Below are 24,120 nucleotides of genomic sequence, written 5' to 3' on the forward strand. Positions count from 1 at the left end.
CAATCTCTCCGACCTCGGCGTCACCAAAGCCGCCATCCCCGAACTGGTCCAAGGCGCAATCATCGACCCCTCATGCGGAGGGAATCCGATCCAACTCAACCAACAAAACATCACTGAGCTGTTTAATACGGCGATCTGACAGTGAGCGCTGAAATCGTTCTCATAATCCTTGCGGCCGCGTTACTGCATGCGATCTGGAACACGGTTGTAAAAACGGCCGCTGACCGAACGGTCACGCTGGGTCTGGTTGCACTGGGGCATGTTATCCCGGGGGCGCTGATGGTGGCGGTTCTGCCGCTCCCGAATGTCGAGAGCCTGCCATATCTGGCAGGTTCGACCGTTGTTCATTTCGGATATTTCTACATGCTGAATCAGGCCTACCGGCATGGTGATCTCAGTGTGGTGTACCCGATCGCGCGCGGTGTGGTTCCTGCGCTGGTCGCTCTTTGGGCCGTGATATTTGCGGGCGAACATCTGCCGACGCAGGCCTGGATTGGGATCGCGGTGATTGCCACCGGCATTCAACTGTCCAGCTGGTCGGTTTTGAGGCAAGGGGTCGGTAGGGCATCGCTTGTTTTCGCATTGGGAACGGGCTGCTTTATTTCCATCTACTCGCTTGTGGATGGCCTGGGCGTGCGGGTGTCAGGCAACATCTTGAGTTATTGGGCCTGGCATTCGGTTCTGCATATCTTTGTTGTGGGCTTTGTCGCGCTACGGCGAGGCGCGCGTGTGCTTGATTTGCCTCTGCGCATCTGGGTGATCGGGATTGCAGGCGGAATGGTGTCGATGACGGCTTACGGCCTAGTGCTTTATGCCAAGAATTTCGCTCCGCTTGGCGTCGTGTCAGCCTTACGCGAAACTTCAGTGATCTTCGCGGCCCTAATCGGATTTCTGTTCCTGGGTGAGGGCAATCCCATGCGACGCCTTCTGGCGGCCGTGATGATGGCTGCTGGCGTGACGCTGATCGCATTGTCGTCATGAACACATGCTGGGATGAGTTGAATGATTCTTGCGAGAGATCTGAAATCCACCTGTCACGCCGCATGAAACTGCAGGTTTGTTGTGCCATGTTGACCGGAAAAGACAAAAAAACCAAAATTGTCGCAAAAGATTTACATTTATTGTGGATTTTTGCGCGAAAATGTGACCGAGTCTGAAAATGGATGATGATAGCGTAACCATCCCACATCGTGGCCGAGAGCTGCTGGATGTCCTTGCGCGGCTGGGGGGGTCAGCGCGCAACACTCAGATCGCCCAGATCATGGACGTCTCTGAGGAAACTGTGCGTCGTTTGGTCAAGGCACTGGCGCGCGCGAACAAGGTTGAGCGTGTGCATGGCGGCACATTTCTGTCTCGGGCGCAGGATACACCGATGTTTTCGGGCGCGTTGGAGTATAATGCCGACGAGAAAACCAACATCGCCAGGCGGGTCTGCGGGTTGCTTGAGGACGAGATGGTGTTGTTCATCACCGTTGGCTCGACCATGACTCATGTGGCCGAGCAACTACGTGAGCTGCGGGGTTTGACCGTCGTTAGCAACTCTTTGTCAGTTGTCGCATCCCTGGCCGATCACAATGGCACGCGCGCCGTTCTGGCAGGGGGCGAAGTAATCCGGTCCGAGCGAGGCAGTTTTGGCCGTGCGGCTGAAGAACTCGCGTGTCAGTACAGCTATGACGCGGTGATCTGCGGCGCGGATGCACTGTCGCTGGTTGGAGGCGTATTGGCTTCGAACCCGCTAGAGGCGGATCTGACCCGTGCGCTGCAAGGGAACACGCATCGCATGATCGTTGCAGCGGACCACACCAAATTCGGTGCAAAGGCAGCCAACGTGTCTTGCCCGTTCGACAAGGTGACGGATCTGGTGACCGATATCGCGCCACCTGATGCGTTTGCACCCGTTCTCAAGCAAGCTGGGGTCCAAGTGCACATTGCATCGCAATACGATGTCAAATCCGGGCCAGATGAAACAGAGCCCCGGAAGCAAAAAAAGAACAAAGAAACCTCCGAAAGCAAAGCGGGCAAATCGGGCTCTCGGAAACGCAAAACGAAATAAACAAAACCTAGGGAGAAAACATGAAAAAGCTTCTTATGTCTGGTGTGGCCTTTGCCACAATCGGGGGCGCGGCCTGGGCCAATTGTCCTGCTGCAACCGTCGCGGATATGCAGGGCGTCGCAGCCGGTGCTTATCCTCAGCAGTTTGATCTGTCCGAGTTTCAATCAGCTGCAAACTGTACGCTCAGCTTTGCAGAAAACCCGGCTATTGGGGATCTGAACGGCATGATCCGTGGCAATGGCGATCTTGCGGCCGTGGCAGATCGTCTGCCGGCTGACCCGTTGGTCATCGTACCCTATGACTCGATAGGTCAGTATGGCGGTGTTCTGGACGCGCTCTCCAACGCCACAGAAAGCGGCACCTCGGACTTCCTTTCGGTGCGTCACGTCAACCTGTTCCGCTATTCCGACGACCTGCAGACCCTGGTGCCCAACGTGGCGAAATCCTGGGAATGGAACGATGACTTCACCGTGCTGACCGTGAATCTGCGTGAAGGCCACAAGTGGTCGGATGGCGCGCCATTTACGGCGGCGGATATCGTCTTCTGGTACGATAACCTGATGATGGACACCAATGTCATCGCTGAAGCGAAGGATTATGCGCTGGCGGGCGGTGAGCCGATGAAGGTCGAAGCGCTGGACGACACCACCGTCCGCTTTACCCTTGCCGCGCCCAAGCCTGGCCTGACCGAGACATTCTCGTTCACCTATGTGCAGCCCTACCAGCCCAAGCATTTCTTTGAAAAGTTCCACCCGGCGCTGGATGACAACGCCGACGCCAACGCGCAGGCGCTTGGTTATGAAAACGGGTACGAGCTGATCAAGGCCTATTATGGCAACTCGGACTGGATGGATACGCCATCTCCGATGCTGACAGCCGGTGACAAACTGGCGGGTCTTCCCACCGACACCATGCCGACGCTGGAGAGCCATATCCTTGTGAAGGAGAGCACCGAGGGTCGTCACTACGTGGCCAACCCCTATTTCTTCCAGGTCGATACGCAGGGTAACCAGCTTCCCTACATTTCGGAAATGGATGAAACTTACGTTCCGGACGAAGAAGTTCGCACCCTTAAGTTGCTGAATGGCGAGGTCGATTACAAATCGCAAGGTGTTAACCTGACATCCGCTCCGGTGCTGCTCGAAGGTCAGGAGAACGGTAACTACACGGTCGAGGTGAAGCCTTCGATCGGCTATCCGGTTCTGACCTTCAATGTGACCGCAGAAGACGAGGCCAAGCGCGCGATCTTTAATGATATCCGGTTCAGAACTGCGATGTCTGTTGCGATGGATCGCAACCAGCTGAACGAGGTTGTCGCATTTGGTCTGGGAACGCCGACACAGTACATCGGCTTCTCGCCACGTCCCGATTTCATCGACGAAAAATGGTCGAACCATGAGATCGAATTCGACGCAGAGCGCGCCAATGCGCTGCTGGACGAAGTCGGTCTTGTCGACAAGGACGGTGATGGCTTCCGCGACTTGCCGAATGGTGATCCGTTTGTTCTGGATTGGCAGTTCTCGACCCAGCCAGCTTCGGCGCAACTGGTGGAACTGATTGCTCAGAACTGGAAAGACGTTGGCGTCAACACCGCGATCAAAGAGGTGACATCCGACGAATTCCGCGCCGCACAAACGGCCAACTCGCTGGATATGGGCCTATGGCTGAAGAGCCAGCCAGCCGGGTCGATCCTCGGGGACAGCGAGATCTGGGTGCCTCCGTTTGATGGCTATTTCGACGTACGTACAGGTATGCTCTGGGCTGAATACATCAGCTCAAACGGTGAAAACGGTGTTGAACCGCCGGCTTGGGTCGCGGATCTGAAGGCTGCATTGGACACCTATCAGTCCAGTGCACCCGGCTCTGATGCGTCAGTATCCGCCGCGCAGAAGATGGTCGAGATCATGACCGGCGAGCTGCTGTTCCTGGGTACCGTGAATGCTCCTGCCCCGATCTATCACTCGAACAACCTGCAGAACTTTACCGAGTTCAAAACGCAGTCTTACGAGTTCTATCGGACCTATCCTTACCGCCCCGCACAGTGGTGGCTGAGCGAATAAGGTTGAGAAGATAAGAAGGTGGGCGCCCGCGCCCGCCTTCGCGCATCCCGCGGGGACAGATATGTTGCAATTCTGCAGATTTGCCGCCACCCGGGCGGTTATGGCGTTGGTCACTTTGGTCATCGTATCGCTGATTGTTTTTTCACTGATGGAACTGGTGCCCGGTGACTGTGCCGAGCGCTATTTGGCGTATAAAAACACCCAAGGGTCCGCGATCACCGTTGCTGACGTTGCAGCAGAACGCGCCCGACTGGGGTTGGATCAACCATTCCTGACCCGATGGGCCACCTGGTTGTCAGGGGCGTTTCGTGGCGATTTCGGCGAAAGCTGCATCCTGCGGGTGAATATTGCACAGCTGCTGGGCGACAAGTTCTGGCTGTCGCTGTGGATCTGCCTTGGCGCTTTGACGCTGGCTTATGCCATTGCAATCCCTGTGGGCATCATTTCTGCCGCCTCGCGCAGTGCGGTACTGAACAACTCGCTGCGGATCGTCAGCTATCTGGGTCTGGCGATGCCGAACTTCCTGCTGGCCCTGATGGTGATGCTGGTTTCAACCGTTTATTTCGGCGAGACTCTGACCGGGCTGTTCTCGCCCGAGTACAAAGAAGCGCCTTGGTCTTGGGGCAAGTTCCTCGATTTGCTGAAACACGCCTGGCTGCCGATCTTCATTCTGGGCTGGTCGGCCACAGCCTTTGCGCTGCAGACCGTGCGCGCGTTGATGTCGGATGAGATCGGGAAGCTGTATGTCACCGCTGCTGCCGCGCGGGGCATTTATGGCCGCCGACTGTTATGGCGCTATCCGGCCCGTCATGCGCTGGGGCCGATCGTCAACAGCCTTGGCTTTGACCTGAACCGGATCTTCAACGAACTGCCCATTGTGGCGCTGATCCTGACATTGACCGAAGCCGGGGCGCTTTTGCTTGAAGCGTTGGCGCGGTCCAATGATCAGCAACTTGCGGGGGCCATCATCTTTCTGCTGACGGCATCAATCGTAACGTTGAATTTCTTCACCGACATTCTGCTTGCGGTGATCGATCCGCGCGTGCGCAAAAGTATCCTTAGGTGACCAGATGACTGCGACAATCGACAACCAAAAGGCAAAAGAAGCCTATTTCACCGCCTCGCAGCGTCAGTTGATCTGGGCCCGATTCAAGAAACAGCGCGCGGCGATGATTGCGGCCACAGTTCTGGTCGTCCTGATCCTGTCGGGCATCTTTGCTCCGTTCCTGTCGCCTTACGATCCGACCGCCGCAGGGCGTGACAAAGACTATCTGAACGGAGCCCCGCAGATTCCAAAATTCTGCGACAAGAATGGCTGCTCGATCCGCCCGTTCCTGCACGGGGTAACCCGCGAACGCTCGTTGGCGACCAATTTCCGCTGGGTCGAGAAAGTGAACGAGGATGAACGCCGATATATCCAGTTCTTCGTTCGGGGCGACAAATATAAGCTGTTTGGAGTCATTCCCGGTAACATCCACCTGTTTGGTGTCGATCAGGGCTATGTTCACCTATTCGGAACCGACAGTGCCGGCAAGGATATCTTCAGCCGTACACTGCATGCGGTTTGGACGTCGCTACAGGTCGGAACGCTTGGGGTGATGATTTCGTTCGTGCTGGCGCTCGCGATCGGAGGGGTGGCCGGATATTACGGTGGAATGGTCGACAGTGTGATCCAAATGATCACCGATGCGATCCGTACGGTTCCGGCCATACCTCTGTTCATGGCGATTGCGGCCTTTATCCCGCCGGAATGGTCGGCCGAGACACGGTTTTTCGTGATAACGGCCATATTGGGACTGGTCGGCTGGCCGACGCTGGCGCGGCGGGTGCGTACCCATCTGCTAACGGAACGCAATCAGGAATACGTGCTTGCGGCGAAACTGTGCGGCGCGTCGCCGGGCCACATCATCCGGCGTCACCTGCTGCCCAGCTTCACCAGCTACATCATCGTCGATCTGGTGATCTCGTTCCCTTATATGGTCCTCAGCGAAACCGCGCTCAGCTTTATCGGGCTGGGGCTGAAAGATCCGGTCAACTCACTTGGCGTGATGTTGCAGAATGTGACCAAGGCGGATGTTCTGCTGAATTACCAATGGTATTTCATCCCGGTCATCTTCTTTGTCGTTCTCGTGATGTCTTTCGTGTTCGTTGGCGATGGCCTGCGCGATGCGGCTGATCCTTATTCGGAGACCCGCAAATGAGCCTGATCGATGTCGAAAACCTGTCCGTTCAGTTCAAAACCGATGAAGGGTTGATCACGGCGGTCGAGGATGTTTCGTTTTCACTCGTCCCAGGCGAGGTGCTCGGGCTGGTCGGCGAAAGTGGATCGGGAAAATCAGTGACGGCAAAGTCACTGATGAAACTAAATCCACCCAACGCGATCTATGCGCCGGAAAGCCGGATCGATCTGCATCTCGACAGCGGCCCGGTTGATATCATGGCGCTGAAGCGGCCCAAGGACATGGAGATTGTGCGCGGCGGGGCGATCAGTATGATCTTCCAAGAGCCGATGGCCAGCTTTGCCCCCGCGATCACTATCGGCAAGCAGATGGTTGAACAGTTGCTGATCCACACGGACCTCAGCAAAAAGCAGGCCAAAGAACTATCGATCGAAATGCTGGACCGGGTGGGTATCCTTGAACCGGCGGCCCGGTTCAACCAATACGCTTTCGAATTGTCGGGCGGGATGCGTCAGCGGGCGATGATCGCCATGGCGCTTTCGACCAAGCCCAAACTGCTGATCGCGGATGAGCCGACAACGGCGCTGGACGTGACCATTCAGGCTCAGGTTTTGGATCTGATGAAGGATCTGGTGGCCGAGTTCGGCATGGGCATCGTTTTCATCACCCATGACCTAAGCGTCGTCGCCCAAACCGCCGACCGGGTTGCGGTGATGTACCTGGGTCGGATCATGGAAAGCGGACCTGTGAGTGAGGTGATCCGCCATCCGGCACATGCCTATACGCGTGGCCTGCTGAACGCGTTACCCAAACTCGATGATCTGGACGCACCGCTAACCCCGATCCCTGGCGATATCCCCTCACCTCTGGAGCGGCCATCAGGCTGCGTGTTCCATCCACGCAACCCGGAACTCAAACCCGGATCGCGATATGAAACGGAACGCCCACCCTTGACCGAGGTCAGCCCCGGCCATTTCGCAGCCATTTTCCCCGAAGACGTGCCAGGCCAGCCATGACAAATGCACTGATCAAAACCGAAAACCTGTCGGTCGAATTTCCCCTTGGTGGCGGGTTGTTTAATAAGCGCACGCTGAAGGCGGTCGACAACGTCTCGATCGAAATCCCGCGAGGGGCTTTTGTTGGGGTGGTCGGCGAGTCCGGCTCGGGCAAGACAACACTTGGCCGCGCATTGCTGAATGCGGTTCCAATCACCAGCGGTGGCGCAAGCTATGATGATGGTGAAGAGCAGTTCGATCTGACCAAAATGTCAGTAACCGATCTCAAGTCCTATCGCCGTCGGGCTCAGTTGATTTTTCAGGACCCTTACGCGGCGCTTAGTCCTCGGATGACCGTGCGTGATATCATAGCCGAACCGCTGGAGGTGATGGGCCTGACCGCATCGCGTGAGGAAACCGATGCGCGGGTTCGCGAGATTGCGGGCAAATGCCGGTTGAACCTTGAACATCTGCGACGCTATCCGCACGCGTTTTCGGGCGGTCAGCGTCAGCGGATTTCGATTGCGCGGGCGCTGGCCTGCAACCCGCGATTTGTAGTTGCCGATGAATGCGTGGCGGCGCTGGACGTGTCGATTCAGGCGGATATCCTGAACCTGCTGAAATCCCTTCAGCGAGATATGGGCCTGACCTTCATGTTCATCAGCCACGATCTGTCGGTTGTGGCCCATACCTGCGATTTTGTGGTTGTGATGTATCACGGCAAGATCGTCGAAAGCGCCCCAACGCGCGAACTGTTTGCCGCTCCCAAGCAAGACTATACCAAGCGGTTGCTGGATGCGATCCCATCGCTGGACCCCGATCATCGAATGCGTGCCTGATCAGGGCGCGCTGACCTGCGCCTGTCCGGTCTCGGTCAGCACAATCTCGGTCGCTCCATCTGTGCTGCGCTCGCTGGGTGGGACAAGGACATCGATGCCAGGCCGGTCGGGGCCAAAGGTGTTGCTGACCCGGCGGACCGAACTGAGAATGGCCAGCAGCGCCGGAGACGTCGCCGCCACGAAATGAGATGATCCCGCATCGCTGTTGAATGCAGTCGTGTCGATCACGCTGATCGGATATTCGGCCAATGCGTCGACCGAACTGATATTACCCAACCTCTGACTGTCCGCGGTGCCGCGCAGCCGAGCCGACAGGTTCAGAATCTTGTCCTTCTGGGACACCATCACCACAAACGGGTCGGGCGGGCTCTTGATGCTGTTCATCTGGGATCGGAACAGATCCACATCCAGATCAGGTGAGATCAGGATGACCCCCTCAAGATTGCGGCTTGCCCATCCCGGCTCGCGCAGTTCGGCTTGCCGCATCATCTCCATCGATAGTGCGCTGCCCATCGAATGCGCTATCAGGACGACCCGCTTTACGCCCATTGATTTGAGCAATCTAATGGTCTGTTCCAGCCCGTCTCGGGCAAACAGCATACTGTCCAGATCATAGGCGTAACCGGTGCCGCGTGCCTTACTGGGCCAGGAATAAATCAGAATAGTTCCGGGGATACCGATATCATGGCTCAGCTGAGCGGCCCGAAATGCGGTCTCGGTCTGCGTGGCGTTATACCCGTGAACAAAGATGACCACGTCATCCACGCCACGCAGACGGGACTTCAGATCCTGCGGACCCGAGAACTCGGTAACATCGGCCACGACAAACTGTTTGTTCGGATTCGGGTTCGCGTATGAGAACTTGAGTTCACCCGGCGTGTGCGACGGCGGAATCGAGACGGTCATCTCAAGGTAACGCAATGCCACGGCACGGTTAGCTCCGTAGCTGCCATCCGGCTCGCGCGCACGGGTAGTGGCGGCAAAGACCGTGGCGGGGGTGCCGACCTTAAGGGCTTCGGGTGTGATCTCTGTGATAGACCGATCCGCACAGGCGGTCAGCACAGACAGCGTCACAATGATGATGAAATAGCGCAGCACGCTCTGCCCCTGTGAAGTTACAGGGCTACGCTACCGTATTCCCGCCCCGCGTCCAGCCTGAGGGAACGACTCATTGGCAAAATCCGGCTGGCACCTGTTACAAAACGTAACGGCTGAGGTCTGTGGATTTTGTCAGTTCGCCAAGATTGTCGTTCACGAAACCTGCATCGACGGTGATCTCAGCCCCTGCCTGATCCGGTGCGGTGAACGAAAGCTCTTCGAACACGCGCTCCATCACCGTGTAAAGCCGCCGCGCACCGATATTCTCGATGCTTTGGTTCACATCCGCCGCAATCCGGGCCAAGGCTGCGATCCCGTCTTCGGTGAAACTGACCGTGACCTCTTCAGTGCCCATCAGGGCAGTATACTGCAGGGTCAGAGCGTTGTCGGTCTCGGTCAGGATACGTACGAAATCCTCTTCTGTCAGGGCGCGCAGCTCCACGCGTATCGGCAAACGGCCCTGAAGTTCTGGCAGCAGGTCCGAGGGCTTGGCGATGTGAAACGCACCGGATGCGATGAAAAGGATATGGTCGGTTTTCACAGGGCCATGTTTGGTGCTGACAGTGGTGCCCTCGATCAGAGGCAGCAAGTCGCGCTGAACCCCTTCCCGGCTGACATCGCCCCCGCGCGCATCGGATCGGGCGCAGACTTTGTCGATTTCATCCAGAAACACGATGCCGTTCTGTTCGACCGATTCCAAAGCCACACGGTTGACAGTTTCATCATCCAGCAACTTGTCGGCCTCTTCCCCAATTAAGGCCTCATAGCTTTCAGCGACAGTCATGCGTTTCTTGACGGTCCTTCCACCGAAGGCCTTGCCGAAGATATCACCCAGATTCATCATCCCCATCTGACCACCCGGCTGGCCCGGTATATCGAACATCGGCATCGGGTTCGTGGTATCTGACAGTTCCAACTCGATTTCGGTATCGTCCAGCTCACCCGCTTTCAGCTTCTTACGGAACATCTCCCGCGTCGCTTCGCGGGCGTCGGTTCCAGCAATCGCCTCGATCACGCGATCCTCGGCGGCCTGATGGGCGCGGGCTTTGACATCCTCGCGCATATACTCGCGGGTTTGCAGGATTGCGGCGTCAGCCAGATCACGCACGATCTGTTCAACGTCCCGACCGACATAGCCGACCTCGGTGAATTTGGTGGCTTCAACTTTGATGAAGGGTGCGCGGGCCAGTTTGGCCAGACGGCGGCTGATCTCGGTCTTGCCAACGCCGGTGGGTCCGATCATCAGAATGTTTTTTGGATAGACCTCATCGCGGATGTCATCTGGCAACTGCTTGCGCCGCCAGCGGTTGCGTAGCGCCACGGCGACGGCGCGTTTCGCGTCTTTCTGCCCGATAATAAAGCGGTCCAGTTCCGAGACAATCTCGCGCGGGGTCAGGTCGGTCATATGTGTTCTATCCGTGTGTTTCGCAGCGGAACCTAATCATACGGCGCGAAAACACAAGCCGATCACGAGAAGATCACGGCAACTCACGGGCAGCACACGGAATTTCGTGGTGATGTGAATCGCCAGATGCACAGCGTCTGCGGCATAACCTTTCGCGACGGACTCTGCGTCCGTATGACATTAGGGAGATACCTCATCATGATGACTCGTCGTTCGCTTTTTGTGAAAGCTGCAGCTACCGGCGCGGCCCTGTCTCTGGTCGGCACCACCGCTGCCCTGGCCGGTGGCGCAAAAAAGAAAGGCACATTTGAAGGCCGCTCGAACCACGTCACTACCGGTTCGGTAAAACTGGTCAAAGATGGCGAGCGTTACATCGTTGAACTGGGCGACGACTTTTCGCTGGACAACGGCCCCGACCCGCGTGTCGCATTTGGTAAGGACGGCACATACGCCCCAGACAGCAAACTGGGCGCGCTGCTGCACCTGACCGGCAAGCAATCCTATGCCGTACCGCCAACCATGGATGTCTCGGGCTACAACGAAGTTTACATTTGGTGCGAGGTTGCCGGCGTCCCGCTGGGCGTTGCTTCGTTGAAGTAATCACACCCTTCAGGGGTCGGGCTTTCCGGCCTCTGACACGCCGTTAGGTGACAGGGCAACTGTCTGTTACACTCGCCCCAAGATATTGGAACTGGGGGCGTTTTCATGACCAAGATTGCCAAGATCACCCTGCTGTTTGTGGTCTTTGTTGACCTGATCGGACAAGGGCTGGTGTTTCCCATCATCAACTCCCTGATCATGGAAACGAAGTCCGGCTTCTTGCCGGAAAGCACGGCCATGGGCACAAGGCACTTTTATTATGGTCTGGTGATCGGCTGCTTCTTCCTGTCTTGGTTTCTGGGGGTGGTCTATGTCTCGAAAGTTTCAGACTCCATCGGGCGCAAGAATGCCCTTTTGGTCTGTTTGACCGGGGCGTTGGTCGGTTACGCCCTGACCATCGCAGCGCTTTATCTCAACAGCCTGCTATTGCTGATCATTGGTCGTTCGATCACCGGGTTTACGGCTGGAAATCAGCCCATCGCACAAGCGGCGATGATCGATGGCAGCACCGACGCTGCCGACCGCGACCGCAACATGGGTTATATTGTGACCGGTGTCAGCTTTGGCTTGGTCGGAGGACCGATCATAGGCGCGGTTCTTTCCGATGCAGCCTTATTGGGCAGCGCGGCGACATTGAAAACGCCTTTCTACGGGGCGTTTGTGCTGGTCCTGATTGCAATCTTTCTTGTGACCGCGTTCTTCAAGGATACCAGAACCGAGCGCGAACCCTTCGTCTTCCGCCCCCGCGACATAACCGACAGCCTCCTAGCTGTGCGCGAACACCCGTTGGTTTTGAAAATCATGCCAGTTTATGCCCTGTTCATGGTCGCCAACGTTACTTTCTATGTATTCGTCGACAACTTCCTGACCAGCGCGTGGGGTTATGGCGTAATAGGGGGCAGCATGGCGATGGTGGTCATTGGCGTTGCGCTGGCCTTTTCCAGCACCTTCCTTGTGAAACCAGCGCAAGAGAGGTTCAGCAAGCACCAGATCATCTACACCTCGTTGGTCACCATGGTGATCTGTGGCTTTGCCTTCGCATTCAGCCCCAGCGGGGTACTGAGCTATATTCCGGTCTTTTTCTTCTACTTCTTCTTCGGCGTTTCTTACCCGACGCTGCTAGGCCTGTTCTCATCCAGCGTTGCCGAAACGGATCAGGGCTGGGTCATGGGCGTGACCACAGCCGTGTTCTGCCTAGCAGGCGGTATCATGTCCCTGATCGGTGGCGGATTGATGAGCATCGACATCCGCGTCCCCTACTACATCGTCATCGTCACTGCCCTGATGGGCCTGATCGGGATGCATCTGAGGTGGAAGGGGAAAGAGATCAAAGCGCTATTGGCGTAAAGAACAGCCGATAGAGCGGAAAGGGTCACCTACTCCTGCTCTTCCTCGATTTCTTCTTCGTCAAGTTTGCGCTGGCTTTCCTGTAATGGCGCGCGCTCTATCAGTGCCCAAATTTCCTTTTTGGTCTTCTTTGAAACAGCGCCTCTGGCTTCCAGCTCGATCAATAGCGAGCGTGTCTGATCTTCGGTACAGCCAATTGTTCTGCTGAGCCGTTCCAGAGTTTTGAACTTGTATTTGGTATCCCTCAACATGGACTCAAGCAGCTTCTTGCGAGGCTCTTTCCATGTCTTGGCGTGCTTCCGGTTCCGATATTCCTCAAGCACAATCGGCCCAACAATACCGCCAATCAGCCCACCAAATATCGCTGCCAGAACCGCACTCATGACCCGATCGTCTCAACCGTCAGATTGCCGTTGGTATAGACGCAGATATCCGCAGCAATTGCCATAGCTTCACGCGCCACATCTTCGGCTGGTTTGTCGCTATCCATCATCGCACGGGCCGCCGCCAGGGCAAAGTTGCCGCCCGACCCGATTGCAGCGACGTTGTGTTCCGGCTCAAGCACGTCCCCTGCCCCAGTGATCACGAGCAGATCCTTGCCGTCGGTCACAATCAGCATCGCCTCGAGCTTCTGCAGATACTTGTCGGTGCGCCAGTCCTTGGCCAGCTCGACCGAAGCACGCGCCAGTTGGCCGGGCGTCGCCTCAAGCTTGGCTTCCAGACGTTCCAGCAGCGTGAACGCATCCGCCGTAGATCCGGCGAATCCGGCGACCACTTCGAACCCGCCCGGTGTCAGGCGACGCACCTTTCGCGCAGTGCCCTTGATCACGGTTTGGCCCAGGCTGACCTGCCCGTCCCCGGCGATGACAACCTGCCCGCCCTTCTTGACGCCAATAATAGTGGTGCCGTGCCATCCGGGAAAATCGCTGTCTGCCATGAATGCCTCCGTTATCCGTGCTGCCATATATGGGCCGGGCACGGGTTCTGCGCAACCGGTTCTAAAACTGCCCAAAAGATATGCAGTAAACGCAAACCGGGGCTGTTGAGTCAGCATTTGTGAGACTCAGCCGCCGGAGTTACATGAGGCTTACAACCGACAACGGGTCGGCTGTTTCTGTTAAAAGGACTAAGCACATGGCAAACGCAATCGCAAAAACCCATGCGCCGCGCGGAGCAGTCACCATCCTGCACGCAGTGGACGCATTCTCTCATGCATTCGAAAACGTTGTCGAATGGTACAAATCATATCAGACACGCAACGAACTGTCGCAACTGAGCGACGAGCAGCTGGAAGACGTCGGGCTGACCCGCGCTGATATCTCCAAGTTCTGATCCAGGATTTGAACACTTATAAGATGAGCCGCTCGATTGAGCGGCTTTTTCTTTTTCAGCTTTCGACGAATTTACCTGCGAGATCAGGCAGATAAGCCTCAACTGCAGCAGTGGCTACGACATGCCGGGTACCCGCCTCGGCATCCTCGACATCCAGTCCCCCTTTGACCGCCCGAACCGAGGCGCGGCCCCGAGGCAGATCCGAGGCGACAAGATCACAATCAACCTTCTCAGGCTGTTGAACGCCAATCGTGACCTCAACGCGCATCTCCTCATGACTGATGCCCAGTTTGGAAAACAGCGTGATGGACGAGTGGTGCAGCGCGTCTTGAACAGCGCGGCGCGCGGCCTTGGTATAGTCCTGACCATACAGGTCGTTGCCGGTCCCCATCTCCAGAATGATGCGTTTTTCCGTCATCGGGCGGGCTCCATATCAAATGAGACAACGATCGCGGCGTTGGCGATCACCGTGCGACCTTCAGAATGGGGTTTGTCGATATCCAAGCCACCATGTGTGACCGTGATGTTGGGCTGGCCGTAGGGGAAAATGGCCTTCAACGCCTGCGAATCCACCCGGTCCGGTTGCTGTACTCCGATTTCCGCGTCGATGATCATGGCCTCTTTCGGGAATCCGAACAATTCCGCCATATTGACCGAGTTATGCCAGAGCGCATCCTTGAGCGCGCGCAGCGCTGCTTCGGTATAGTCTTCGCGCCGAAGCGACGTACCCATACCGAATTCCACCAATACCCGAGTTTTGGGCATGTCGCCTCCTTATTCCTGATGACCCGACAATCTGCACGAGTTCTTGCGAATTGAAAGAACCAGTACAGTGAACTGCATCCGGCCAAACCACGAAACCCGAATGTTTGGTGTGTACCGCAGCTATCGACTAGAATTCTGTCTGTTTAAGCACACGATCTATGAAAGGTTTGATTCCATGACGTATTTTCGGCTCATGTCATCATTGTTGTTGTTTGGACTTCTGGCGCCAGGCGTATCCGCTGAAGTCATAGAAAACAAAGCGAAATTTATGAACCTGATCGTTGATAAGAAGCTGGTTCAGGGCGAAACCTGGGTGACAATTCACAAGGACGGCACGGTTGAGGGCAAAGGCCCGAAAGGTGGCAGTATCAGCGGCACGTGGGAGTGGAAAGACAGGTATTACTGTCGGAGAATCGTGATCGTCGGTGAAGTGATGCCCCATGACTGTCAGGTGGTTTCAATCGCAGACGACACCGTTACATTTACCCACAAAGACGGCGCGGGAGTATCGGTGAGGTGGACCATCAAGTGAGTCTAAACTCTTGTCACGCAGTGGCTTTCACAAAAAAAGGCGCCTAATGCGGGGCGCCTTTTTGCGTTCGGACACTAGCGAAGGTCAGATCGACTCGTCGATCCAGCTTTGCAGGGCCGCCTTCGGGGCCGCGCCAGCGCGGTTCGAAACCACCTGACCGTCTTTGAAAATGAACAGCGCCGGAATCCCGCGCACGCCCATGGCCGCGGCTGAGTTTGGGTTGCTGTCGACATCGACCTTGGCAATCTTCACCTTGCCACCATATTCGCTGGCCAGCTCTTCCAGGGCGGGGCCGATCTGCTTACAGGGGCCGCACCACTCGGCCCAGAAATCCACCACGACGGGGATATCGGAATTCTTGACTTCGGCGTCAAAGGTGTCGTCGGTAACGGCTACGGTCGACATGTCTGTCTCCTGACTGGGAATGCTTGGGCTCAGAACCTAGGTGCGGCACCGGGCAAGGTCAAGATATAGGGTTCGGTGTCAGAGCGTCCGTCACCATATCGTGTGGCAACCACATCAGGTGCGCGGTTCGCGTCCACAAGATAGCGGTGCGGATACTGTGATTGGGATAGATTTGCGACAGGGCATGGGCGTAGGCCGCCATCTGGCGCAACAGCCCTTCGGGACAGGATTCTGGCCCGGTCGGAACAGTCGCATTGGATTTGAAATCAATCACATGCACCTCTGTATCCGTTATAATCAGCCGGTCGATGACCCCATGCATTCGTGTGCCGTTCAGATCGGCAGAGACCGAAACCTCGGTCAGCGCATCCGAGCCAAAGACCGGTTTCAGATATTCGGCCGTCAGCACCGATGTGGCCTCAGTCAGCAGATCTTGCCGCTCAACATCTTGCATATCGGCCAGAAGCCGTGCGCAAAGCTGCGGCCATTGATCCTGTGCGGCAGCAGGAAGATGTTCGAGCAACAGGTGCAGCTGCGATCCGCGTCGTTTCGCCGCCTCTTCATCCTGCCCCGCATCTCCGGGCAAGGCCTTCGCACCCCCTAGATCAGAGGGGCTGAGCGTTTCGGCTGGCGCGGGTAGATTTGGCGCGGGGTGGTCAAAAAATACAGGCAAATGCTGTTCGTTGCGCGGGATGCTGCCCTGTTCAACGGCAGGCAAAGCCTCCCAATCTCCATGCGCCAGTCGAAGGGTCTGGGTGCCGGGCACCTGAGTAGCCCCTGCCCGCGCCATCGCGGCCTCAACCATCTGATACCAACTGTTGCCATCCTTGCCTACATCCCCGGCGGCCGCCACTATTAGCCACTTTTCTGCCCGTGTTAGAGCCACATAGAGCAGCCTCAGCCGCTCATTCTCCTCGCGCGTTCTGGCTTCTTGGCGCGCAGCTGCGATCAATGCAGGTGAGGCATCAGAAGGCACTTTCCACAACGGAGTATCGCCCGCCATCATGATCTCGGCATCTCGTGGTGGCTGTCGTTTACCAGTGTCCGGCAGGATTACGATCGGTGATTCCAATCCCTTCGAGCCATGAACGGTCATCACCCTGATCATATTGCCGACTCCGCTCATCTGGCGCTTGATCTCCAGATCGTCGGTTTGCATCCAGACCAGAAAACCGGTGAGGCTTGGGATATCTGTCCGTTCATAGGCCAGCGCCTGCGACAGCAACGCGTTGATACCATCCTCAGCCTCGGCCCCAAGCCGGCCCAGCAGTTTGCGTCGCCCGTCATGGCGCGTCAGGATACGTTCGATCAGATCATAAGGACGCAGAAAGTCGGTTTGACCGCGTAGGTCGTTCAGAATCGCAAGCGTTACCGGGAACTCCTCGGCACGATTGCGCAACGCTGCCCATAGATAAGTTTCCTCCCTGCGATGAGCCAGATCGAACAACTGTTGTTCCGTCCAGCCAAACAGTGGGGATTTCAGGACTGTCGCCAGTGACAAGCTGTCTTCGGGTGTGGCCAGAAAGCTAAGCAAAGCAGCCAGATCCTTGACCGCCAATTCCGCGCCCACCTTCAGGCGATCTGCCCCCGCGATGGGCAGGCCCTCGCTTTTGCAGGCGCGAATGATCTCGGCAAACAGGTCCGAGCGGCGTTGGACAAGGATCAGAAAGTCGCGGGGCAGCACTTTGCGCCGGACAAATGTCCCCGACGCATCGCCATCATCGGGAATGGTGGCGCCATCCCTGATCATATCCTTGATCGACCGGGCAACCTGTTCTGCCAGAATGACGGTGTGATGCCGTGCGCCAGGTCGATCAACGGGATCGGTCCAATCGCTGTCATCCTCGTCTTCAACCTTCTCGATCACCGGCCATAGGTCGACGCGCCCAGGAAGATCGGCCTTGAATGCCCGGTGCAAGGCATCCTTGTGGAACCCGGCCTCTACATGGTTTTCGAACAGTATATCGACCAGCCCAAGGATCGCGCTGGACGAGCGGAACGAATATTCCAGCGTTGAATCCCACAGTTTAGAGCCTGATTCTCGGAGTTTTCGTCCAAATTCGGCCTGCATCTGGTCAAAGGCTTGCGGGTCGGCACCTTGGAAGGAATAGATTGACTGTTTCTTGTCGCCGACCACAAAGATCGTGCGCTCAACCCCGGATCGGGCCCCTTCCCCGCTGGTGAATTCTTGTGCCAGCTTTTCGATCACGTCCCACTGATCTGGGCTGGTGTCCTGCGCTTCGTCCACCAGAATGTGATCGATGCCACCGTCGAGCCGGTACAGCACCCATTCCGCCACCGCTGGGTCGTTCAGCACCTGACGTGCGCGCAGGATCAGGTCATCAAAATCCAGCCAACCCCTCACCTGCTTGCACCGCTCGTATTCCGGAAGGAAGGCCGCGGCAAAGCGATGTAATACATGGGTTTTCTGGGCCGCAACCAGCGCCAGTCGTTGTTCCCGCGCGGCTTCGACCCGCAGCATCAGGGCCTCGAGCTGGGGCATCCGATCTGCCAGCACCCCTTCACGCAGCGCCTTGGTTGGAAAGCTGTTGAGTTTTGCGGCAAAGGGCTCTTTCGCACCCTTACCCGTCAATAGGACGTTTTCAAGTATCGTCAGTTTGCTGAGCCGGGCGTCGGTAAAGCCGACAAGCTTGTCGGCGGCCTTGGCATTGTTCCCTCCGCTTTCCGAAAGCGCGGGTAAAATGGACTGGATCAGTTCGACCTCACCGCCCAGAAACACGTTACGCAGCAGGACCTGGCCATCAAAACCTTCGGGCAGATCAAACCGTTGCAGAATGTCCGGCCATTGCAGCACATGTTCAAACTGATTTCGTTTCTGCGCAACAGCGGCAGTCAGTTTGTCAAAACCGGTATCGGTGACAAAGCGGGCAACGTCTTCGATCAATTCGGCCTGAGGGCCGTCGGCAAAACTTTCAATGATCTCTTCGCGCAGCAACGCCGCAGCCCGGTCTTCCATTTCGGAGAACTGAGGGCTGACCCCCGCCTCAAGCGGGAACCGTCGCAGCAGCGAAGCACAGAAGGAGTGGATCGTTTGGATTTTCAGGCCACCGGGTGTCTCGATGGCGCGGGCAAACAGTGTCCGTGCTTGCGCCAACCGGTCGGGATCGATCAGGCCTGGTACGCCAAGTTCGACCAACTCAGCCTGAAGGTCGCCGTCGCCCAACATTGCCCATTTGCCAAGACGTTTGAACAGCCGGTTCTGCATCTCGCTGGCCGCGGCCTTGGTATAGGTCAGGCACAGGATATGCTGCGGCTGCACCCCATCCAGCAACAACCGCGCCACCCGGTCGGTCAGCACCCGCGTCTTGCCCGAGCCCGCATTGGCCGCCAGCCAGGTTGAGGTGTCCGGGCGCGCGGCCTGAACCTGCCGTTCGGTGGCATCATTGCGGGGGGTCATGTCAGGTCCTCCGGTTCGGTTTCCGCCGAACGATCCCACTCGCCGAACCGGGCGAGGTGATCATAGTCCCCTATATCTGTGTCCTTGTGCAGCATCCTGCGTGAAGAGAACCCCTGATCAGGCACTAAATAGGCTGAAATGAGCTCTTTCAGTTCGGCCAGCACCTTGTCGGTCGGCTCTTTCTGCAGCGGTGCGGGCACTTCTTTATAGGTGCCGCCCATGCCAATGAAGATCGCCTGTGCAACGGGAAGCGGATCGAATCCTTCGATACCGCCCTGCTCGGCCATTGCAGCTTCGATCAGCAGTTGTTTGTCGAATTTGGCTTGCTGACTTTCCGTCGGCGGAGTGCCCGTCTTGTAGTCGATGATACGCAAGGCCCCCTGCCCGCTTCGATCGATTCGGTCGGCACGTCCGGCAATGGTGAAGTCCAGCGGCGTCAACGTCAGGCGCATCCCAACCTCAAAAGCCACAGGCCCGCCATCGGCGCGGCGCTGAATCTCGGCGGACAGAAAGCTATCGGTAATCCGCTCTAGCCGCGCCAGCCACAGCTTTCGGGCAGTTGGCCACGCAACGTGGTCGTCCAGCAGAGCTTTGGCGCGTTTCAGGAAATTTTCTCGGGTCAATAAAGCCGGATCCAGAACGCTGTCACGCACGAATTGTTCCATCACCTCGTGGATGACGATACCGCGTAGCAGGGCATCTGGCGCCTGAACCAGCGGGTCCAGTTGTCTCAATCGCAGGATATGCCGGGCATATATGGCGTACGGATCGCGGATCAGGCGTTTGATTTCGGTCACCGATAGCCGCCGTGGCCGCGCCGCGACGGGTGGTCGTGGCGACGGGCGGTGCGCGGGTGCGATTCGGGGTGCATGTTCCAGCATTTCTGCCCAATCCAGCCACCGTTGGCCCCGCGCTTGCATTGCTTCTAACGCCCTAGTTCCACCCTGTTCAGGCAGGCCTTGCAACAGGTTGGTCATGCGGTTCAGCCAACGGGATGGCACGGTTTCCGCATCATCCGAGCGGGTAGCGCGGGTCAAAACCACCTCTGCCGCACCTGCCGCCTGCTGGAAGTCATGCGCGGACAGGCCGATCCTGCGTTCGGGCAGTAAAAGACCGGCCTCATTGCGCATCTGACGGTTCAGCCAGGGGTCGGGTGCCGCAGCCTCGGGCCAGCTGCCTTCGTTCAAGCCACCCAGAATTAGCAGATCCGCACCCTGAACGCGCGCTTCCAGCGTGCCCCAGATCATCAGATGCGGGTGAGGTGCATCGCGGTCGCGGACTTCTTCACCTGCCAACAACGCGCCCAGAAGGTCGGCAAAGTCATGGGCGGTCATCGCGCCGCCATGCTGTGCTTCGGCTTCCAAAGTAGAGATCACCGCAAGCGCCTTCTGGCCCGCGTTCTTGTCCCACAATGTGCCAGATTCACCGGTTGCACCTGCCGAGATCATCTCGGCCAGCGTGCGAAGCCGGGCGACCCAGTCCGGCAGTGGCTGTTCGCTGGGGTCGTATTGATCGCAAAATGTCTGGGTAACCCAGCGGACCCAGTCCTCGGGCGCTTCAGTACGAATGGCGAAAGCGGTCAGGCTGGCGCTGTCGGGAAAGGGCGGGCCATAGCGACGCAGGTCAAGCTCAAGATCGCGGGTATGCAGCAGGTGGCTGCCCCGGTCGCCCCCGTCATGGCACAGTGGGTGTTTGAGCAGTGTCAGCAGAGCCTCGCCATCCAGGCGGCGCGCGAACAGCCCGGCGACATGGCGCAGGAACCGCCCGGGCGGAGACAGCTGCAGTGGCAGGCCCGCGCTGTCATCGGGCAGGATATTCCACCGGTCCAGTGCGGCGCTGATCTGCCGGGTTAGCATCCGGTCGGGGGTGATTAGCGCGGCGGTCTGGCCGGTCTCGGCCGCTTGCCGTAGGCGTAGCGCAATGGCCAAGGCCTCGGCCCGGGGCGAGGGCGCCTCGATCAGCGTCACATCCTTGGTCGCACCGTTCAAGTCGGGCAGGAGCGGGCCTTCAGTCATCCATGCGTCGGTGACCGGGGCAGGGCGCAATGCAAGCGAAATCAGCTTGTTACGGGCAGGTGAAGGGGCCTGATCCGTGGTCCATGGCCGGATTTGATCCGGGCGAAGCCCTAGCCCAAGCATCAGCTTGCGGAACCGGTATTGAGGATGATCCTCAGATGTCAGCGGGTTATCCAGATTGCTCCAAACATGTTCAGGCTGGTCGAAATCATAGCCGGGTAGCACCAGCGCCCCCTGAGGCAGACGCGCAACCGCCTGCATCAGCATCAGGGTGGTTCCGCGAGACCCGGTAGAGCCTGCCAGAATGACAGGATGTTCGGGCGGCGACGCCTCCCAGCGCGCGATCAGGTTCTCGACCACGCGCCGCTGTCGGGCCTGCGCATCCAGCGCCTCCGAACCGGATTCCATGAACTGATCAGCGATGCCTATAAAGGCCTGTGCCCGCGCCCAATGGCCGGACATGTCGCTGACATCCAGTTGCCTGATCGCATCGGGAGAGACACCTTCCCCCTGCATCTCGTCGATAAGCCCGGCCAGACTGTCAGACAGATCGAACAGCGAGGATCGGGCTGCCAGATCGGGCTGCTGGTCCAGCAGTTTAGCGATCAACTGCGTCAGCTCTAGCCTGCGACGCAATGGCGGGATTGCGGGCGGGATCTGCGCCAGATCGGCGCTTTCGCCAAGATCGGTGACCAAAGAGAGGCGTGGCAAAAGGCAAGCGGGACCCTGATCAAACAGATCGCGCACCCGGCGCGCCATCCGGCGGGTGTTGATCACCAGTTGCACCCGGGCCAGCGCGTCGGGCGGCTGCCCCACAAACCGCTCATGTAGCCCGTCAACCAACACCTTGGGGAAATCCGCGCCCGGAGGAATGGCGAAGACCCGGGGCAGGGCGCTGGGCTCAAACATCGGCAATCAGCCCCTCGGCCAGATCAATACCCTCGGGACGCCCCACATCGCACCAGCGACCGGGGTAAGACAGTGCGAACAGGCGCTTTTGCTGCAGCATTCGATCCCACAACACGTTCAATGAAAACACGTCCTCAGCGATGTCATGCAGCGCTTCGGTTTTCAGAATTTGTACCCCGCCGTAAACAAGACCTGCACCGCGGACGATCCGCCCTGTGCTGTCCTGAGTGAAGTCACCAGGGCCGGAGTGGCCTAGGGTTTGCCCAACTGGAACGCACATCAGCAGCGCATCCATTTTATCCGGATTCCACTGATCCTTCAGTAAATTCAGTGGGTTGGGCCCAGCCCAGATTGCGTCGCTGTTCAAGGTGAATACCGGATCGGATCCAAGCAGAGGTAGCGCTGCGCGCAGCCCACCACCAGTATCCAAAATGCGCGTTTCTTCCCGCGAAATCATAACGTCGCGGCCCGCCAGATGATCAGCCAACTGATCAGCGTGGTAGTGCAGGTTGGCAACAACCCGCAGCGGCCTCAGCGCATCGACCAGATCAAGTGCGTGATCAATCAAGGGCCGCCCGGCCACCTCGATCAGCGGTTTGGGCCGGTCTTTGGTCAGGGCACCCATGCGGGTGCCAAAGCCTGCGGCAAACAGCATTGCAGCTTGGGGGGTGCCGATCATTGCGCCCTCAGCTTTTCCAGGTTTTCGGGGCTTGGGGCGGGCAGGGCGCTGCGCAACAGGTCTGCCACCGCCACCAACGCGGGATGTTCGAGATCGCGCATCAAATGTGCCCACGCAGCCGGGATCAGGTCGACGTAGTGTGGCTTTCCATAATCGGTCGCCAGCCGGGCAAAACCGCCTAGAATGCGCAGGTTACGCTGAGCGCCCAGAACAGCATATGCGGTGCGGAAATCATGCCCATCGACGCCGGTTGCGGTGATATAGCGGTCGATCATCCGCATCTCGATCCCGGCGGGCACAGTCCGACGCACATCCTGTAGCAGTGACATCAGGTCATAGGCGGGATGCCCCAGCATCGCGCTTTGGAAATCCAGCAGACCGACGCGCGCCAGACCTTCGCGCTCGGGCAGCCAGATCAGGTTTTCTGCGTGGTAATCGCGTTGCACAACAACCCGCGTTCCGCCGGTTTCCCGGTGCAGGATATCCGCAAAGCGCAGCTCAAACCGGGCGCGGGCCTCGTCGTCGTGCGATCCAAGAATGCCTTGCGCATATTTCGTGAACGACAGCGCCGCCAATTCGGTCATCAGAGCGGGGTCGTAACTGTCTAGCGAAAGCGTCGGCGCCGCGTGAAGATGGACAAGTACATCGGTTGCGGCGTCATACAGCGTGCGCTCAAGCGTCGGATCGTCCCGCAAGACGCGTGCGAACAGATCGTCGCCCAAATCTTCGAGCAACAGAAACCCGTATTCGCAGTCCTCGGCGTAGATTTCCGGCGCACTCAACCCAATGGAACGCAGGTATTTCGACATACGCACGAAGGGTTCAACAGCTTCGCCCTTGTCGGGCGGAGCATCCATCAAAACGGCGGTCCGGCCGGTGGCAGGGTCGGTCAGACGCTCGTACCGGCGGTTTGATGCATCACCCGCCAAAGGCGTATGCCGTGCGCCGTTCCATGGTGTCTGCGCGATCAAGGCTTCTGCCAGAATGGCCCGGTTCGTCATTGGATCCCCTCCAGCTTGGCGTTCCATTTCGGGTCTGTCCACGACATCTTAAGTTGTCGCGTATCTTGTTCGTTGGCGTCTGTGGTGAACCGGATCAGTAAGGCCGGCTCTGGCGTCAGGGGACCCAGCTTTTCAGGCCACTCGATCAGGCAAATGCCGACGTCGAAGGCGTCGACCAGCCCCAGCTCTTCGATCTCTTCCACGGCAGAAAGACGATAGAGGTCTGAATGCCAGACCTCACCAAGCTGCGTCTCGTAAACCTGAACCAGAGTAAAGGTCGGCGAAGGCACATCTTCGGGCGCGGACAGAAGAGATTGGATCAATGCGCGTGCGAAATGGGTTTTGCCGCTGCCGATCGTACCTTCAAGCAGGATAGTATCGCCAGACTGCAATGCGCCACCCAGTTTGGTGGCAACTTCGGCAGTGTCGAATGGGGATTTCGAGGTCAGAGTCAGCGGTGCGTTCATGGCGTCACAATGAACCTGCG

General features: G+C 57.9%; 23 protein-coding genes and 1 pseudogene. 12 read left to right on the plus strand and 12 right to left on the minus strand.

What is annotated here, in order from left to right:
- From ACR0AW_RS17150 to ACR0AW_RS17185, 8 genes and pseudogenes are all read left to right on the plus strand, one after another.
- Window positions 1-139 (plus strand): annotated as a pseudogene (locus ACR0AW_RS17150) (iron-containing alcohol dehydrogenase); the annotation flags it as partial.
- A 2-nt stretch (window positions 140-141) separates the two neighbouring features.
- Window positions 142-981 carry an EamA family transporter gene (locus ACR0AW_RS17155; RefSeq protein WP_170397778.1) on the plus strand — a complete coding sequence of 280 codons (840 nt, stop codon included), beginning with the start codon at window positions 142-144 and terminating at the stop codon, window positions 979-981.
- A gap of 178 nt (window positions 982-1,159) precedes the next feature.
- A complete protein-coding gene (locus tag ACR0AW_RS17160; RefSeq protein WP_170514169.1) occupies window positions 1,160-2,053 on the plus strand; it encodes a DeoR/GlpR family DNA-binding transcription regulator in 894 nt (297 codons plus the stop codon).
- Between the two features lie 20 nt (window positions 2,054-2,073).
- Window positions 2,074-4,113 carry an ABC transporter substrate-binding protein gene (locus tag ACR0AW_RS17165; protein WP_170397784.1) on the plus strand — a complete coding sequence of 680 codons (2,040 nt, stop codon included), beginning with the start codon at window positions 2,074-2,076 and terminating at the stop codon, window positions 4,111-4,113.
- A gap of 61 nt (window positions 4,114-4,174) precedes the next feature.
- Window positions 4,175-5,179 carry an ABC transporter permease gene (locus tag ACR0AW_RS17170; protein WP_170397787.1) on the plus strand — a complete coding sequence of 335 codons (1,005 nt, stop codon included), beginning with the start codon at window positions 4,175-4,177 and terminating at the stop codon, window positions 5,177-5,179.
- A 4-nt stretch (window positions 5,180-5,183) separates the two neighbouring features.
- Window positions 5,184-6,314 (plus strand): ABC transporter permease, encoded by a 1,131-nt coding sequence (locus tag ACR0AW_RS17175; RefSeq protein WP_170397790.1) that lies wholly within the window; start codon window positions 5,184-5,186, stop codon window positions 6,312-6,314.
- Window positions 6,311-7,309 (plus strand): ABC transporter ATP-binding protein, encoded by a 999-nt coding sequence (locus tag ACR0AW_RS17180; protein WP_170733758.1) that lies wholly within the window; start codon window positions 6,311-6,313, stop codon window positions 7,307-7,309. The genes ACR0AW_RS17175 and ACR0AW_RS17180 overlap by 4 nt, the downstream gene beginning before the upstream one ends.
- On the plus strand, window positions 7,306-8,127 hold the full coding sequence (locus ACR0AW_RS17185) for an ATP-binding cassette domain-containing protein (RefSeq protein WP_170733759.1): 822 nt from the start codon (window positions 7,306-7,308) through the stop codon (window positions 8,125-8,127). The genes ACR0AW_RS17180 and ACR0AW_RS17185 overlap by 4 nt, the downstream gene beginning before the upstream one ends.
- Here ACR0AW_RS17185 and ACR0AW_RS17190 read toward each other — a convergent pair whose 3' ends face one another.
- Both ACR0AW_RS17190 and hslU read right to left on the minus strand, forming a co-directional pair.
- Window positions 8,128-9,225 carry an alpha/beta fold hydrolase gene (locus tag ACR0AW_RS17190; protein WP_170733760.1) on the minus strand — a complete coding sequence of 366 codons (1,098 nt, stop codon included), beginning with the start codon at window positions 9,223-9,225 and terminating at the stop codon, window positions 8,128-8,130. It lies immediately after the preceding gene.
- A 97-nt stretch (window positions 9,226-9,322) separates the two neighbouring features.
- On the minus strand, window positions 9,323-10,630 hold the full coding sequence (gene hslU / locus ACR0AW_RS17195; RefSeq protein ID WP_170407914.1) for an ATP-dependent protease ATPase subunit HslU: 1,308 nt from the start codon (window positions 10,628-10,630) through the stop codon (window positions 9,323-9,325).
- 198 nt (window positions 10,631-10,828) lie between these two features.
- Between hslU and ACR0AW_RS17200 the strand changes: the two genes are divergently transcribed.
- Complete coding sequence (locus tag ACR0AW_RS17200) at window positions 10,829-11,230, plus strand: DM13 domain-containing protein (RefSeq protein ID WP_170397803.1); 402 nt, start codon at window positions 10,829-10,831, stop codon at window positions 11,228-11,230.
- A 105-nt stretch (window positions 11,231-11,335) separates the two neighbouring features.
- On the plus strand, window positions 11,336-12,577 hold the full coding sequence (locus tag ACR0AW_RS17205; protein WP_170733761.1) for an MFS transporter: 1,242 nt from the start codon (window positions 11,336-11,338) through the stop codon (window positions 12,575-12,577).
- Between the two features lie 29 nt (window positions 12,578-12,606).
- Here ACR0AW_RS17205 and ACR0AW_RS17210 read toward each other — a convergent pair whose 3' ends face one another.
- Window positions 12,607-12,960 (minus strand): hypothetical protein, encoded by a 354-nt coding sequence (locus ACR0AW_RS17210; RefSeq protein ID WP_170425354.1) that lies wholly within the window; start codon window positions 12,958-12,960, stop codon window positions 12,607-12,609.
- Entirely contained in the window at window positions 12,957-13,514 is a 558-nt protein-coding gene (gene hslV / locus ACR0AW_RS17215; protein ID WP_170397812.1) for an ATP-dependent protease subunit HslV, read from the minus strand. The genes ACR0AW_RS17210 and hslV overlap by 4 nt, the downstream gene beginning before the upstream one ends.
- 197 nt (window positions 13,515-13,711) lie before the next feature.
- Between hslV and ACR0AW_RS17220 the strand changes: the two genes are divergently transcribed.
- Window positions 13,712-13,909: a DUF1127 domain-containing protein gene (locus tag ACR0AW_RS17220; RefSeq protein WP_170397815.1), complete on the plus strand. Its 198-nt coding sequence runs from the start codon at window positions 13,712-13,714 to the stop codon at window positions 13,907-13,909.
- A gap of 55 nt (window positions 13,910-13,964) precedes the next feature.
- Here the strand turns inward: ACR0AW_RS17220 and ACR0AW_RS17225 are convergent, their stop codons facing one another.
- The gene (locus ACR0AW_RS17225; protein ID WP_170407917.1) at window positions 13,965-14,327 is read right to left on the minus strand and encodes a Lin0512 family protein; all 363 of its coding nucleotides are present in this window, start codon (window positions 14,325-14,327) and stop codon (window positions 13,965-13,967) included.
- Window positions 14,324-14,674 (minus strand): Lin0512 family protein, encoded by a 351-nt coding sequence (locus ACR0AW_RS17230; protein WP_170397821.1) that lies wholly within the window; start codon window positions 14,672-14,674, stop codon window positions 14,324-14,326. The genes ACR0AW_RS17225 and ACR0AW_RS17230 overlap by 4 nt, the downstream gene beginning before the upstream one ends.
- Before the next feature lie 268 nt (window positions 14,675-14,942).
- On the opposite strand from ACR0AW_RS17230, the gene ACR0AW_RS17235 reads away from it, so the two are divergent.
- Window positions 14,943-15,206, plus strand: a complete 264-nt coding sequence (locus ACR0AW_RS17235) for a hypothetical protein (RefSeq protein ID WP_170397824.1) — start codon at window positions 14,943-14,945, stop codon at window positions 15,204-15,206.
- 84 nt (window positions 15,207-15,290) lie between these two features.
- On the opposite strand, the gene trxA is transcribed toward ACR0AW_RS17235, so the two are convergent.
- From trxA to tsaE, 6 genes are read right to left on the minus strand one after another with little or no spacing between them, the layout of a single operon-like run.
- A complete protein-coding gene (gene trxA / locus ACR0AW_RS17240; RefSeq protein ID WP_170397826.1) occupies window positions 15,291-15,611 on the minus strand; it encodes a thioredoxin in 321 nt (106 codons plus the stop codon).
- A gap of 58 nt (window positions 15,612-15,669) precedes the next feature.
- A complete protein-coding gene (gene addA / locus ACR0AW_RS17245) occupies window positions 15,670-19,029 on the minus strand; it encodes a double-strand break repair helicase AddA (protein WP_170733762.1) in 3,360 nt (1,119 codons plus the stop codon).
- Window positions 19,026-21,953, minus strand: a complete 2,928-nt coding sequence (gene addB / locus ACR0AW_RS17250; protein ID WP_170733763.1) for a double-strand break repair protein AddB — start codon at window positions 21,951-21,953, stop codon at window positions 19,026-19,028. Before addB ends, addA begins: the two co-directional genes overlap by 4 nt.
- The gene (locus tag ACR0AW_RS17255; protein ID WP_170733764.1) at window positions 21,946-22,632 is read right to left on the minus strand and encodes a nucleotidyltransferase family protein; all 687 of its coding nucleotides are present in this window, start codon (window positions 22,630-22,632) and stop codon (window positions 21,946-21,948) included. The genes addB and ACR0AW_RS17255 overlap by 8 nt, the downstream gene beginning before the upstream one ends.
- The gene (locus ACR0AW_RS17260; protein WP_170733765.1) at window positions 22,629-23,633 is read right to left on the minus strand and encodes a phosphotransferase; all 1,005 of its coding nucleotides are present in this window, start codon (window positions 23,631-23,633) and stop codon (window positions 22,629-22,631) included. Before ACR0AW_RS17260 ends, ACR0AW_RS17255 begins: the two co-directional genes overlap by 4 nt.
- Complete coding sequence (tsaE, locus tag ACR0AW_RS17265; RefSeq protein WP_170733766.1) at window positions 23,630-24,100, minus strand: tRNA (adenosine(37)-N6)-threonylcarbamoyltransferase complex ATPase subunit type 1 TsaE; 471 nt, start codon at window positions 24,098-24,100, stop codon at window positions 23,630-23,632. The genes ACR0AW_RS17260 and tsaE overlap by 4 nt, the downstream gene beginning before the upstream one ends.
- Window positions 24,101-24,120: the final 20 nt, after the last annotated feature.

It is taken from the genome of Ruegeria sp. C5, from assembly GCF_056537605.1.

What these genes read in the sequence shown, in the direction of transcription:
- ACR0AW_RS17160 (WP_170514169.1), top strand. Translation starts at nt 1,160, where the DNA reads ATGGATGATGATAGCGTAACCATCCCACATCGTGGCCGAGAGCTGCTG.
- ACR0AW_RS17165 (WP_170397784.1), top strand. Translation starts at nt 2,074, where the DNA reads ATGAAAAAGCTTCTTATGTCTGGTGTGGCCTTTGCCACAATCGGGGGC.
- ACR0AW_RS17170 (WP_170397787.1), top strand. Translation starts at nt 4,175, where the DNA reads ATGTTGCAATTCTGCAGATTTGCCGCCACCCGGGCGGTTATGGCGTTG.
- ACR0AW_RS17175 (WP_170397790.1), top strand. Translation starts at nt 5,184, where the DNA reads ATGACTGCGACAATCGACAACCAAAAGGCAAAAGAAGCCTATTTCACC.
- ACR0AW_RS17180 (WP_170733758.1), top strand. Translation starts at nt 6,311, where the DNA reads ATGAGCCTGATCGATGTCGAAAACCTGTCCGTTCAGTTCAAAACCGAT.
- ACR0AW_RS17185 (WP_170733759.1), top strand. Translation starts at nt 7,306, where the DNA reads ATGACAAATGCACTGATCAAAACCGAAAACCTGTCGGTCGAATTTCCC.
- hslU (WP_170407914.1), bottom strand. Translation starts at nt 10,630, where the DNA reads ATGACCGACCTGACCCCGCGCGAGATTGTCTCGGAACTGGACCGCTTT.
- ACR0AW_RS17200 (WP_170397803.1), top strand. Translation starts at nt 10,829, where the DNA reads ATGATGACTCGTCGTTCGCTTTTTGTGAAAGCTGCAGCTACCGGCGCG.
- ACR0AW_RS17205 (WP_170733761.1), top strand. Translation starts at nt 11,336, where the DNA reads ATGACCAAGATTGCCAAGATCACCCTGCTGTTTGTGGTCTTTGTTGAC.
- ACR0AW_RS17210 (WP_170425354.1), bottom strand. Translation starts at nt 12,960, where the DNA reads ATGAGTGCGGTTCTGGCAGCGATATTTGGTGGGCTGATTGGCGGTATT.
- hslV (WP_170397812.1), bottom strand. Translation starts at nt 13,514, where the DNA reads ATGGCAGACAGCGATTTTCCCGGATGGCACGGCACCACTATTATTGGC.
- ACR0AW_RS17220 (WP_170397815.1), top strand. Translation starts at nt 13,712, where the DNA reads ATGGCAAACGCAATCGCAAAAACCCATGCGCCGCGCGGAGCAGTCACC.
- ACR0AW_RS17225 (WP_170407917.1), bottom strand. Translation starts at nt 14,327, where the DNA reads ATGACGGAAAAACGCATCATTCTGGAGATGGGGACCGGCAACGACCTG.
- ACR0AW_RS17230 (WP_170397821.1), bottom strand. Translation starts at nt 14,674, where the DNA reads ATGCCCAAAACTCGGGTATTGGTGGAATTCGGTATGGGTACGTCGCTT.
- ACR0AW_RS17235 (WP_170397824.1), top strand. Translation starts at nt 14,943, where the DNA reads ATGAACCTGATCGTTGATAAGAAGCTGGTTCAGGGCGAAACCTGGGTG.
- trxA (WP_170397826.1), bottom strand. Translation starts at nt 15,611, where the DNA reads ATGTCGACCGTAGCCGTTACCGACGACACCTTTGACGCCGAAGTCAAG.
- addA (WP_170733762.1), bottom strand. Translation starts at nt 19,029, where the DNA reads ATGACCCCCCGCAATGATGCCACCGAACGGCAGGTTCAGGCCGCGCGC.
- addB (WP_170733763.1), bottom strand. Translation starts at nt 21,953, where the DNA reads ATGTTTGAGCCCAGCGCCCTGCCCCGGGTCTTCGCCATTCCTCCGGGC.
- ACR0AW_RS17255 (WP_170733764.1), bottom strand. Translation starts at nt 22,632, where the DNA reads ATGATCGGCACCCCCCAAGCTGCAATGCTGTTTGCCGCAGGCTTTGGC.
- ACR0AW_RS17260 (WP_170733765.1), bottom strand. Translation starts at nt 23,633, where the DNA reads ATGACGAACCGGGCCATTCTGGCAGAAGCCTTGATCGCGCAGACACCA.
- tsaE (WP_170733766.1), bottom strand. Translation starts at nt 24,100, where the DNA reads ATGAACGCACCGCTGACTCTGACCTCGAAATCCCCATTCGACACTGCC.